Annotated in this window: 15 protein-coding genes; all 15 read left to right on the top strand. The window is 40.5% G+C overall.

Features of this window, described 5'->3' with window-relative positions; translation table 11 throughout:
- Positions 1–70: 70 nt before the first annotated feature.
- Positions 71–1,564, top strand: coding sequence for a hypothetical protein (locus SK578_RS11120; protein ID WP_235228598.1), 1,494 nt, complete (start codon positions 71–73; stop codon positions 1,562–1,564).
- Between the two features lies 1 nt (position 1,565).
- Entirely contained in the window at positions 1,566–1,988 is a 423-nt protein-coding gene (locus SK578_RS00180) for a hypothetical protein (protein ID WP_042749695.1), read from the top strand.
- 12 nt (positions 1,989–2,000) lie between these two features.
- Positions 2,001–2,423: a hypothetical protein gene (locus tag SK578_RS00175; RefSeq protein WP_042749694.1), complete on the top strand. Its 423-nt coding sequence runs from the start codon at positions 2,001–2,003 to the stop codon at positions 2,421–2,423.
- 235 nt (positions 2,424–2,658) lie between these two features.
- The gene (locus tag SK578_RS11115; protein ID WP_235228596.1) at positions 2,659–4,551 is read left to right on the top strand and encodes a hypothetical protein; all 1,893 of its coding nucleotides are present in this window, start codon (positions 2,659–2,661) and stop codon (positions 4,549–4,551) included.
- 1 nt (position 4,552) lies between these two features.
- Positions 4,553–5,020, top strand: a complete 468-nt coding sequence (locus tag SK578_RS00165) for a hypothetical protein (protein WP_042749693.1) — start codon at positions 4,553–4,555, stop codon at positions 5,018–5,020.
- A complete protein-coding gene (locus SK578_RS00160) occupies positions 5,017–5,892 on the top strand; it encodes a DUF4299 family protein (RefSeq protein ID WP_042749691.1) in 876 nt (291 codons plus the stop codon). Before SK578_RS00165 ends, SK578_RS00160 begins: the two co-directional genes overlap by 4 nt.
- Before the next feature lie 206 nt (positions 5,893–6,098).
- Entirely contained in the window at positions 6,099–6,986 is an 888-nt protein-coding gene (ifs, locus tag SK578_RS00155) for an NAD glycohydrolase inhibitor (protein ID WP_042749689.1), read from the top strand.
- Positions 6,987–7,032: 46 nt separating this feature from the next.
- A complete protein-coding gene (locus SK578_RS00150) occupies positions 7,033–7,191 on the top strand; it encodes a hypothetical protein (RefSeq protein ID WP_235228594.1) in 159 nt (52 codons plus the stop codon).
- A gap of 9 nt (positions 7,192–7,200) precedes the next feature.
- On the top strand, positions 7,201–8,736 hold the full coding sequence (locus SK578_RS10205) for a T7SS effector LXG polymorphic toxin (RefSeq protein ID WP_080709922.1): 1,536 nt from the start codon (positions 7,201–7,203) through the stop codon (positions 8,734–8,736).
- A gap of 8 nt (positions 8,737–8,744) precedes the next feature.
- Positions 8,745–8,999, top strand: coding sequence for a hypothetical protein (locus tag SK578_RS11110; RefSeq protein WP_080709921.1), 255 nt, complete (start codon positions 8,745–8,747; stop codon positions 8,997–8,999).
- A gap of 18 nt (positions 9,000–9,017) precedes the next feature.
- Entirely contained in the window at positions 9,018–9,677 is a 660-nt protein-coding gene (locus SK578_RS00135; RefSeq protein WP_004264174.1) for a DUF6572 domain-containing protein, read from the top strand.
- 47 nt (positions 9,678–9,724) lie between these two features.
- Complete coding sequence (locus SK578_RS10985) at positions 9,725–9,883, top strand: hypothetical protein (protein WP_162927853.1); 159 nt, start codon at positions 9,725–9,727, stop codon at positions 9,881–9,883.
- 9 nt (positions 9,884–9,892) lie between these two features.
- Positions 9,893–11,824 (top strand): T7SS effector LXG polymorphic toxin, encoded by a 1,932-nt coding sequence (locus SK578_RS10295; RefSeq protein WP_080709920.1) that lies wholly within the window; start codon positions 9,893–9,895, stop codon positions 11,822–11,824.
- Positions 11,825–11,833: 9 nt separating this feature from the next.
- Positions 11,834–12,313, top strand: coding sequence for a hypothetical protein (locus SK578_RS00120; protein ID WP_042749685.1), 480 nt, complete (start codon positions 11,834–11,836; stop codon positions 12,311–12,313).
- Between the two features lie 121 nt (positions 12,314–12,434).
- On the top strand, positions 12,435–13,105 hold a 671-nt coding region (locus tag SK578_RS10925), incomplete at its 3' end, for an LXG domain-containing protein (protein ID WP_042749683.1).

Raw genomic sequence — 13,105 nt, 5'->3', positions numbered from 1 at the left:
AGAACGGTTGGAAAGACCTAGCATTGGTGTGGTGACCGTTGCGTTTAGTATTCTTGCGATTGTAGGAAGCATGGGTTTTGCGACACCCTTGGTTGTTGGGGCTGGCTTAACCGCAGGACTGGGGTCGTTTGCTTATGGGGCGTCTAATGCAGCGGAAGGGATTCATAACATCCAACTTGGAAATGCAGGGGATGCCCATACGAAATCCTATAATCTCATCCGAGATACGCTTTTCATGGGGAATGACAAGCTGTATCATGATGTTGGGAATGTCTTTGTGACGGCGAGTGCCATCATGATTCCCATAGGGCAGACTCAGAGCGCTGTCAAGGGCTTGACCCAGTTTGCGATAGGGGAAGCCGGTGCCTATACAGCAGGTCAGGTTGCCTATCATGGGACCAAGCTCCTAGGTGGAAGTGAGGAAGATGCCCAAACCGCAAACTTTATCGGGAATATCGTAGGAGGTTATGTGGTCTCCTCAGCAGCCAGCAAGTTTAGTCTCAATAAGGTGAAAGTAGATGTCGAAGCACCGAAGTATAACCGCGAGCAGATTCTGAAGAATCTGAAAGAAAGTAAACTTGCGAGGGAATCCAGTAACTTTGACCAGTATCTGGCGAAGGAGAAACTCCAACAAGGCTTAAACAAATCCCCATTAGTTAGTCGGGAACTTCCGAAGTTGAAAGGTGTCCACGATGTCGAAGCACCGAAGTATAACCGAGAGCAGATTCTGAAGAATCTGGAAGAAAGTAAACTTGCGAGGGAATCCAGTAACTTTGACCAATATCTGGCGAAGGAGAAACTCCAACAAGGCTTAAACAAATCCCCATTAATTAGTCGGGAACTTCCGAAGGTGAAGGTAAATGTCGAAGTACCGAAGTATAACAGAGAACAAATTCTAAGAAATATAGAAGAAAGCAAGCTTGCAAGGAAGAGTTCAGGGTTTAAAGATTTTGCAACTCGCGAAAGATATCTAGAGAAGGTCTTTGACAAATTAACTCCTGAAGAAAGGGAATTAATTTTTAATATTTCTAAGGACTCACCTAAAGTGAAGTATATTAGAGGTGCATATACTAAGAAGGAAATACTTGATATCAAGCCCGATTCTCAGAAAGGAATCCTTCGCCCAGATGTTGAGGATTATCTCACTCCTGAATATATAGAAGCACATAGACAACTATTTAAAAATGGTGCTATTAAAATTCAGAAATTTACACCTGAAGAAGGTGGTTATAATAATGGTGCAATTGGTAATCCAAAAGATCATGTTGCCTTTGTTATGCCCAAAGAAGCTGGTGAAACGCTGATTAAAGTGACTAAGGGAGATCCTGAATTGTTGGAAGATATATTAGGCCTACATAGAGGAGATTTAGGCTCTTCTCCTGTAGCTATTGAAATTCCACCAGAATCTATAAAAAACCCAAGAATTCCAAGTGGAAATGAAAAGTCTGCTTTTGAAGGATTTTGGAAACCAGGAGGACAAACCTTCCCAGGAAATATGCCAGAAGCAGTCATTGACGAAGTTCCATGGGGAGAATTTACAATTCGAAAATTAGGAGGCGATTAAAATGAGTTTAACTAAAATAACATGGGAAGAATTTGATACCTTTGATAAGATTGAATCACCGAAGGGATATGATTTTCGAACACATGAAGGGAAATACTATACTTTTGGAGAGTTTGGAGTAGCTTCCGTTCGTCGTATCTTTGAGATTAATCCTTCTGATTTTAACGAATATTTATTAGGTAGGAGAACGGCACATGAAATTGACTTTAAAGCGCAGAATGATTGCTGGCCTCTAACGGAAGAAGAAAAGAATGAAATAAGAAAAAATAGAGCTAGAGAAAAACCAATTGTGCTGATTTCCAACCGTAAAAATCAGTTGCTTTTTAGTAAGAAAGAACTTGAAATACTTATTCCCAAAGCCGAACAGCAATGGATAGAATCAATGGGGAAACTTCCAGACGATTATGTATCACCACTTAAGTAAAAGAGGTTTGAAATGAAACCAACAAAACTAGGCTGGGAAGATGTTATCCAGTTTGAAGAGGTAAAAGGTTATGGTCAGCATATCTGGAGAGATGGTAATCATTTTTATTACGTTACTGAGGAGGGAGGAATTGCCCCTCAGCGAGTGGTTTATGAATTACCAAATGAGTTATTTGCCTTACTAGAGAGTGGGGAGAGAACGATACGAGAAGTATCTTATAGAGTAAAGAACAATTGTTGGCCACCGACGGAAGAAGAAAAGAAAGCTAGTGAGAAACAATTTGTATTAAAAGGCTTAACTCCTTTAATAGCTAGTCCTAAGAGTTGGGAATTATTTACTCAGGAAGAGCTTGAGACATTAATTCCACTTGCGGAAAAAAAATGGATTGACTGGAGAGGTAAGCTTCCAGATGATTATGTTTCACCATTGAAATAGCTTGTAAGGAACTTGTTTATACACTGTTAGTTGTAAGCAAGTTCCTGTTTTTACATTAAGTGAAAATCTCCAAGGTCAGGCCATCTCGAGTATGCGCAGTTACCTAGTAGAGGTGCATGGGACTCTTCTTCAAACTCTGGTTAACCTGATGAATGACTACTCAACTAATCTCCTACTGTACAAGGATGGTTACTATCAAATTGATTAAAGCAATCATGCAAAGTTACCAGGTCAGGTGTTTACAACCCTTCATAGTGATTTGAAGAGCTCACGGGACGATTTGAAGAGTGAGATTGAGGTCTTGAACACGACCAAGGACAAGATTTCAGACTTGGTGAGCTATTCAGGAAGCAGTCATACCAGTACGGTCATGAACTATAACTTTCTCATGAATCAGGTCAAGAACTTGGACAACTCGATCATCCAGTATGAAAGTAATCATGCGAGTCAGGATTTGGTTGCCTTTAAGGAACTCTTGTCGGCGACCAAGGCCTTGATCGCAGAGCATGCAGGGAAGACACGGACTGTAGGGACTTATCAGTCGGGTGATTTCGCTAAACTCCAGTCTGTCCAACGCTTTGCGATTGCCTACAAACAGGCAACCAAGCAGATGGAGAGTCGTGTTGAACGCGTACAAGCTGCTCAGGAGCGGGACAAGGCTCGTTTTGAAGCCTTGGCTGCGGAGGATCGAGCCAAGAACGGTTGGAAAGACCTAGCTATTGGTGTGGTGACCGTTGCGTTTAGTATTCTTGCGATTGTAGGAAGCATGGGTTTTGCGACACCCTTGGTTGTTGGGGCTGGCTTAACCGCAGGACTGGGGTCGTTTGCTTATGGGGCGTCTAATGCAGCGGAAGGGATTCATAACATCCAACTTGGAAATGCAGGGGATGCCCATACGAAATCCTATAATCTCATCCGAGATACGCTTTTCATGGGGAATGACAAGCTGTATCATGATGTTGGGAATGTCTTTGTGACAGCGAGTGCCATCATGATTCCCATAGGGCAGACTCAGAGCGCTGTCAAGGGCTTGACCCAGTTTGCGATAGGGGAAGCCGGCGCCTATACAGCAGGTCAGGTTGCCTATCATGGGACCAAGCTCCTAGGTGGAAGTGAGGAAGATGCCCAAACCGCAAACTTTATCGGGAATATCGTAGGAGGTTATGTGGTCTCCTCAGCAGCCAGCAAGTTTAGTCTCAATAAGGTGAAAGTAGAGGTCGAAGCACCGAAGTATAACCGAGAGCAGATTCTGAAGAATCTGAAAGAAAGTAAACTTGCGAGGGAATCCAGTAACTTTGACCAGTATCTGGCGAAGGAGAAACTCCAACAAGGCTTAAACAAATCCCCATTAGTTAGTCGGGAACTTCCGAGGGTGAAGGGAACAGCGAATCCATCACCAAGTCAATCAACAACTCGAGCAATCATTGACCAAAAATTAAAAGAGTATGGTGTTTCTTGGGATGAATTTAATCGACTAAGGAATACGCATGTGACCAAAATGACACAGTCTGAATATGATATGATGATTGATATTCGTAATACAATTCCGTATCCAAACGATTCAACCGTCATGCAAAAGATTATGCCTATTGAAGATGAGGTTTGGCTATTTGATAGGAAAAAAGCAACAGCGGGTGGCTATGTAGCCAAACGTTCGGATGTGAAAAATATTACTAATATCAGGGAAGCTGTAGAAGGATTACGATTGGACTATGAGGGATCACCATTTGTTGAAACTATGATTGATGCAAATGGCAATAGGGTTGCAGTACGTGATCAGAATGGTAATTTGAAGCTAAAAACAGATGCATATCTTCGTTTAGAGTATACTACTGATGAGACGGGTTATATTAAAATCCCATATGGAGATATGGATGGGAATTTAATAGATGCAAAAGGTAATGTTTTGATGAATAGCGATACAGGTAAGCCTTATAAAGCAATAGACCCTGCTAGTGGAAATGGCTTTATAAAATCAGATTCAGATGAGTTTTTGGTTCCAGAATATCGTCATTCAAATAGAAGTAGACTCAAGGAAGGCTCTAAATTGTATCTAAATGTCGGAGGAGAAGAAGTATTAGTTGGTAGGGTCAATAAATATGGTATAATGGAATACGTGGAGGGATAAAATGGATAAAGAATATCTAGTTTATGAAGATAAAGTATATTCTAATTTTGTGAATTATATAAATGGATATATTCTTCTATCAAAAGCTCCAGCGATGTTGGAAGAGGGCTACGTTCCCTATAGTTTCTATGAATCTGGTGATTATGAAGGGTTATACGGGAAGTTCCTGTCTTATAGTGAAGTTACGCAAAGATATAGCGTTTATGATCGTGTCCTATATAAAGGTCAGGAATTTGCAATTGCTGGTCACAAGCATGGAGATGATGATTTTACAGCACCTGATTCTTATGTGCGAATATTGGTTTCTGATAAAGAATTTTTAAATGAAAACAATATAGCAGATGGCGCGTCATTGATGGATGATAAGTACGGTCATATTACGTATGCATCAGGAAAAATCCCTGTCAGCGAAGTAACGATTCTACGTCGTAGAAAGGATTTGCCAGTAGACCGAAGGAGAAAAATATGAAATCAGTTAATTTTACAATAAAAAGCAACCAATCACTAAGAATTGGTGAGGTGCTTCAAGCAGAACTTTTTGAATGTTACAGCGTTTCCGCTAAGGATGCAGGATTAAAGCCATCTGCAGACTCTCTTATTTCGGATTTCCATTCTGTTCAGTTTGGGGTCAAAGAGAAGTCTAGTCTAGGGTTCCGTCTATCTTTTGATGGTCAAGCCTATCAGGTATCTGTTCCAGATTTGGCGACAGCTTCTGACTGGACTGGGGCCTTGATGTTCTTGAAAACATTGCTGGTTCTTTTAGATGTAAGAGTGTGTGAACATGATGGCGTGGACTATGATAAAGATTCCATTCTTGATTTTCATTTCACAGATATTTTCTTATCAGCTCTCTCAGAATTGACTAAGGAAGTAAAAGTTCATCCTATAGTAGAAGTTATGGGAGTGAAACGTCCTATTTACATCAATGAACTTTACCTAGGGCAGATTATCCATGTGCCGGATGATCAACTCTTAAATAGTTATGACCAGCGTTTGCGCTTTACCCAACAGCTAAATGCTTATTACTCTGAGCAACAAGTTTTTAAAGTAGAGCAAAATGGAGAGGACATCATTATCCCTATCAATTATCTAAATAGTGAAGGGCGAACAATCTTACCGGCTCAACCAGAGCTAGAACCTCAATATTTACAAGAGTATCGAGGAAGTAAGGTTGCAGTTGCACGACTATTTATAATGACAGCCGATGGGGAAAAACTAGCCGAAGTTCCTTATCGTCAGTTCTTAGAGTCGTTGACTGAGGGAATCTATATGCTGGATGCCAAGTATGTTCTTGTGGACCCAATTTCTCCTGAAATGTTGCAGAAGTTATCGCAGAACTAACATTCTAAGAAACTTATTAGTCCGTTCATGGCTGAAAAGTTTACCATCTGATAGTTTTTCAGGTGGTTTTCTTTTTCCTTAAGTTCCCCATTTTATTTTTTTGTATTTATTTTATGCTATAATAAGACAAAGTTTTAATACCATCATTCAACAATAGACGGAGTAAATAGCTAAAAATAGGCAGAATTAACCAATGGAGTAACTAAATGAAGACATATAAATTGAAAAATAAAGAAAATTATCAAAATTTTGTAAAAGACTATCGTGAAATAATGAAAGAAGGGAAAGAAGCTGAAGTTTTTCTAGGGACGGAAGCTAGGTATTGTTTTCGACAACGAGATTCTTATGAACTTGATAGTACAGATATTGGAGTATTGATAGAATATTGCTTATATCCTTTGTATGTGGAAGGGGATAGGGATATAGCGCGCAGAACCTTTAATATCTTGAAATATTTTAGCTTATCAGTTGACCTAGTCAAATTAGATAAGGTAACTGATTATATTTCGATGCAAGGCAGTCGTTTAAGAAGATATACAAGCCTTCCCTTTGTTATTGAAACAGATGAGTTAGTAAGAAATATTATAGAAAGTATTTCAAAATTATCAGATGAGCAGAAACGTACTTATACCTATGAAAGACTCTGTAATGTATTAGACCGTAGTCCATTATACAGACAGTGTGATGAAGAAAAGGTAGAGAAGATTCTTAAGGAATTCAAGGAAAAATACTACAATCCCCCTAAGGTAGTAGAAACCATTAAAACAGCTGAGACAATTGAACTAGACGTTACAAGCATCGATGCTATGGGTGTTTCTGATGACCATCTAGAGTTGTTGTTGATTGATGAATACAAATGGATAGAGTCTTTGGAAGAAGAACATCTTTTGAAACTTCAAGAAAAACTCAACAACTACATCTACTTCCTCGAAAGCAAGCAGTATGTGGAACGATACGGTGATAAGTTTGACAAAAAAGTCATCCATATTACCTTCCAATACTCTCCATCTGATAATGGACTAGCCTTTCTTGCAGAGGTTCAGAAAGTGTTGCAGCCTACAGATATGAGTTTTAAGATAGAATTGCCAGAGTAATAAAGAGAGCGGAAACGCTCTCTTTTTGTGGTATAATGAAGAAGGAGTGAACCTATATCAAAAACAATTTAATGAACTCCACCAGCTGGTGACGAGCTATACGTCCTTATTGGGAACAGACATCGCCTTGATGTCCGCTACAGGAAAAGAGTTGGCCCGTACAGATACTGTATTGGGACAAACACTGTTTTCTGGCTTGCAGTAGGGAGGTTCTATGAGTTACAAGATAAAATTTGATGATATTACCTCTGTTCAAGTGGAAAGTCAAAAGACGATGAATGCTTGGGAAGAGGCCATCGCTAGTCTAAATAAGGCTATGAGCGACTTCATCAACAATCAAAATCTCCAAGGTCAGGCCATCTCGAGTATGCGCAATTACCTAGTAGAGGTGCATGGGACTCTTCTTCAAACTCTGGTCAACCTGATGAATGACTACTCAACTAACCTCCTACTGTACAAGGATGGTTACTACCAGATTGATGGTGATCTTCATACAAAGCTTCCAAGTAAGGTATTTACAAACCTTCATAGTGACTTAAAGAGTTCACGTGACAATCTAAAGAGTGAGATTGAGCTCTTGAACACGACTAAGGACAAGATTTCAGACTTGGTGAGCTATTCAGGAAGTAGTCATACCAGTACGGTCATGAACTATAACTTTCTCATGAATCAGGTCAAGAACTTGAATACCTCCATCACTCAGTACGAGAGTAACCATGCGAGTCAAGATTTGGTCGCCTTTAAGGAACTTCTAGCTGCGACCAAGGCCTTGATAACAGAACATGCAGGTAAGACACGAACTGTAGGGACTTATCAGTCAGGAGATTTTGCCAAACTCAAGTCTGTTCAACGCTTTGCGATAGCCTACAAACAGGCGACCCAGCAGATGGAGAGTCGCGTTGAGCGTGTACAAGCAGCTCAGGAGCGAGACAAGGTCCGTTTTGAAGCCTTGGCTCGATCAGATAAGGGTTGGAAAGACATGGCTGTTAGCGCATTGACTATCATTGTCGGAGTGACAGCCATCGTAGTTACATTGGGCTCTGCGACTCCTTTAGTTGTTGCAGGCGGTATAGTGGGTCTTGGGACAACAGCCTATGGGGCTTCTAATATGTATGAGGCTGATCAGGATATCAAACTTGGGAATGCAGGGGATATTCAGACTAAAGCAGGAAATCCCATCAGAGATACGCTTTTCATGGGGAATGACAAGCTGTATCATGATATTGGGAATGTCTTTGTGACGGCGAGTGCCATCATGATTCCCATAGGGCAGACTCAGAGCGTTGTCAAGGGCTTGACTCAGTTTGCGATAGGGGAAGCCGGTGCCTATACAGCGGGTCAGGTTGCCTATCATGGGACTAAGCTCCTAGGTGGAAGTGAGGAAGACGCCCAAACCGCAAACTTTATCGGGAATATCGTAGGAGGTTATGCGGCCTCCTCAGCAGCCAGCAAGTTTAGTCTCAATAAGGTGAAAACTCAGTTCTCTACGGAATGGAATGAATATTTAAATGAATTCCCAAAAATTGAAGTTGATAAAAATCAAGTAGATGAGATTCTTAGAATAAGTCCTAATCCTGATGATGGCGTATTTAGACCTAACCCTCGGAAATATCTTCCTAAAGAATACAGACAGGCTCACAAGGAATTATTTGATAATGGAGTTGCAGCCTTTGTAAAAGATGATTTCTTCATCCAGAAATTTGGTAATTTTGGTCGAGAAGATGGAGCTTTTGTTTTCCAAAAGATGTAGCAAAGGCCATGATTAAAGAGGCTGATGGAAATCCGAGAAAATTAGAGGCTTTATTGGGATTGGATGAGGGAAGTTTAGGAGACTCTCCTAAACTGGTTCTTCCGCAGGAAGTACATAATTACAGAATTCCTGATGGAAATGAGGGAGGATCACGTGCTAATCCACAGTGGCGACCAGGAGGGAAAACATACCCTGGAGGAGTTCCTGAAGCAGTAATAGACCCGGTTCCAAAAGATAAGGTAACATTAGTAGATATTTGGTAAACAACAAAGGAGATGAGAATGGAAACTATTTATTTAAGCCAAAAAGACATGTTGGAAATCTGTCAAGATGGGGATAAGTATTTTTTACGTTATCCAACTTTTAATATTACCATGCCAGAAGTGGTTCAAGAAATCCCCAAAGAAGCTGCCGATAGCTATATGTCGGGAGAACATACTGGTAAAGAGTTAATGAATTATGCGCAATATGGTTTTTGGAAATCAAAAAAGCAATATACACAAGAAGAGTCAGACAAAATTTTTATACGAAATAATCCTGATCTAATTTTTAATGATTTATCTGATAACCAAAAAATATTTTCTCCTGAAGAATTTAATCAAATCGTCACACAAGTTATCGTTTCAAAACTGAAACCTAGCGAACTAGACTCTATTGGTGTTGTAGATAGTCATTTAGAGTTACTCCTTGTGGATCCAATTGGCTGGGAGGAAGAAATAGAAGCAGTTCATCTAAAAATTCTGCAAGAAAAAATAAACAATTATATTCATTTTCTCGAAAGCAAACAGTATGTGGAACGATATGGAGATAACTTTGACCAAAAAGTCATCCATATCACATTCCAGTATTCTCCATCTGATAACAGTTTAGCACTCCTAGCAACTGTTCAGAAGACATTGCAGAATACGGATATGAGCTTGAAGGTAGAATTACCGGAGTAATAAAGGGAGCGAAAGACGCTCTCTTTTTGTGGTATAATGAAGAAGGAGTGAACCTATATCAAAAACAATTCAATGAGCTCTATCAGTTGATGACGAGCTATACGTCCTTATTGGGAACAGACATCGCCTTGATGGCAGCTACAGGAAAAGAGTTGGCCCGTACAGATACAGTATTGGGACAAACACTGTTTTCTGGCTTGCAGTAGGGAGGTTCTATGAGTTACAAGATAAAATTTGATGATATTACCTCTGTTCAAGTGGAAAGTCAAAAGACGATGAATGCTTGGGAAGAGGCCATCGCTAGTCTAAATAAGGCTATGAGTGACTTCATCAACAATCAAAATCTCCAAGGTCAGGCCATCTCGAGTATGCGCAATTACCTAGTAGAGGTGCATGGGACTCTTCTTCAAACTCTGGTCAACCTGATGAATGACTACTCAACTAATCTCCTACTGTACAAGGATGGCTACTATCAAATTGATTCAAGCAATCATGCAAAGTTACCAGGTCAGGTGTTTACACGATTACATAGTGATTTAAAGAGTTCACGTGACAATCTAAAGAGTGAGATTGAGCTCTTGAACACGACTAAGGACAAGATTTCAGACTTGGTGAGCTATTCAGGAAGCAGTCATACCAGTACGGTCATGAACTATAACTTTCTCATGAATCAGGTCAAGAACTTGGACAACTCGATCATCCAGTATGAAAGTAATCATGCGAGTCAGGATTTGGTTGCCTTTAAGGAACTCTTGTCGGCGACTAAGGCCTTGATAGCAGAACATGCAGGGAAGACACGGACTGTAGGGACTTATCAGTCGGGTGATTTCGCCAAACTCCAGTCTGTCCAACGCTTTGCGATAGCCTACCAACAGGCGACCAAGCAGATGGAGAGTCGTGTTGAACGCGTACAAGCTGCCCAGGAGAGAGACAAGGCTCGTTTTGAGGCCTTGGCTGCGGAGGATCGAGCCAAGAACGGTTGGAAAGACCTGGCGATTGGTGTGGTGACCGTTGCGATTGGTGCTTTAGCGATTTGGGCAACTATGGGGGCAGCGACACCCTTGGTTGTTGGGGCTGGCTTAACCGCAGGACTTGGAACAGCGGCTTATGGGGCGTCTAATGCAGGGGAAGGGATTCATAATATCCAACTTGGAAATGCAGGGGATGCCCATACGAAATCCTATAATCTCATCCGAGATACGCTTTTCATGGGGAATGACAAGCTGTATCATCAGGTTGGTGGGATCTTTGTGACAGCGAGTTCCATCATGATTCCCATAGGGCAGACTCAGAGCGTTGTCAAGGGCTTGACCCAGTTTGCGATAGGGGAAGCCGGTGCCTATACAGCGGGTCAGGTTGCCTATCACGGGACCAAGCTCCTAGGTGGAAGTGAGGAAGACGCTCAAACCGCAAACTTTATCGGGAATATCTTAGGAGGTTATGCGGTCTCTTCAGCAACCAGCAAGTTTAGTCTCAATAAGGTGAAAGATGCCTTTTCTACGAATACAAAAAAATACACTCTGAATAGTAATCGATTATCAAATCTAGAACTATATACATCTCCAGAAATAAAAGCTAAAATCAATAAGGCGGGTTATAGCCTGGAGGACTTTTCGAACTTAGTAGATGCAGATACGACTTTATCAGCTAAAACAGATGCCTTTGTCAAAGCTGTTCGCAAAGAGATTGGTATACCAGCTCCTAAAACCAAGATGAATAAAACGATACCTACAGAGTTTGTTGAATCATATCTCAGCGGAGAACGTAATTCTTTTGCAGGTTTTGTCTCGGTTGATGAGCATTCAAAATCATTAACTACTCTTCCAGAAATAGTTGAAGGGAATCGATTAGATTATCCTAACACTCCTTTTGACTTAGAAAAAACCAAGACCTATGCGAAGATATCATTTTTCTTGGATGAAGCAGATAAGCTAGATATTCCATTTGGTGAACTTGATAATGCAAGTTATCCTTTTACAGGTCGAGGTTTTACAGGTTCTAAGAATATCATATTACCGGAGTATAAATTGATGGAAGAACATGTATTTAAGAATGGAGATATGATAAGCGTTTTTGAAAGTAAAACTGGTAAAGTTATGAAACAATACGGTTTTACTAAAGATAAAGGCTGGATAGTATTGGAATGAGGGATAGTAATGTACGCAATTTATAAACAAAACAAATTTGAAGCGGAATATGAGAACAAGCATGAAGTAATTTTATATAGTCGTGTTAAATTTAAAGATTTTCAAAATTATATAAGTCCTTGGGGGAGGATATCTGATAATGTATTTACAAAAAAAGTCAAGATGGAAGAGCTAGACTATCTATACAGTATTCATTATGAGATTCAATATAAGGGGCATTCTTTTCATGTTAGTAGTGGGATGATTCGAAGGAATGTTGAGAAAGATTGGTTTGAAATAATACCAAGCGCCAACCAAAATCAAATAAAGGATGAGTTGGGATTCAAGCAGATAAACAAATTAGAATGGGCAAAAGAGATTAGCCGAAAAGACATTGAAGTCTTAAAAATAGTCGAAACACCTTTAGGAATCTTTAAAGATCAGGGAGTTAAGATCAAGAGTTTAGAAGGCCAAGACATCGATAACTTTTTAAATTCTATTGAAAAGTAATTTTTTGATGCTTTATCGCCATTAAAATAGCTTGTAAGGAACTTGTTTATTCACTTTTAGTTATAGGCAAGTTCCTGTTTTTACATTAAGTGAGAATCTCCAAGGTCAGGCCATCTCGAGTATGCGCACCTACCTAGTAGAGGTGCATGGGACTCTCCTTCAGACTCTGGTCAACCTGATGAATGACTACTCAACCAATCTCCTACTGTACAAGGATGGTTACTACCAGATTGATGGTGATCTTCATACAAAGCTTCCAAGTAAGGTATTTACAAACCTTCATAGTGCTTTAAAGAGTTCACGGGACGATTTGAAGGGTGAGATTGAGATCTTGAACACGACCAAGGACAAGATTTCAGACTTGGTGAGCTACGAAGGAAGCAGTCATACCAGTACAGTCATGAACTATAACTTCCTCATGAACCAGCTCAAGAACTTGGATACCTCCATCACTCAGTACGAGAGTAACCATGCGAGTCAAGATTTGGTCGCCTTTAAGGAACTTCTAGCTGCGACCAAGGCCTTGATAACAGAACATGCAGGTAAGACACGAACTGTAGGGACTTATCAGTCAGGAGATTTTGCCAAACTCCAGTCTGTTCAACGCTTTGCGATAGCTTACAAACAGGCGACCCAGCAGATGGAGAGTCGTGTTGAGCGTGTACAAGCAGCTCAGGAGCGGGACAAGGTCCGTTTTGAAGCCTTGGCTCGATCAGATAAGGGTTGGAAAGACATGGCTGTTAGCGCATTGACTATCATTGTCGGAGTGACAGCCATCGTAGTTACATTGGG

This window comes from Streptococcus mitis (assembly GCF_000722755.1).
Lineage (GTDB): Bacteria > Bacillota > Bacilli > Lactobacillales > Streptococcaceae > Streptococcus > Streptococcus mitis_CM.
The sequence above is the reverse complement of the archived record's forward strand: the minus strand, read 5'-3'. Positions and strand labels throughout refer to the sequence as shown.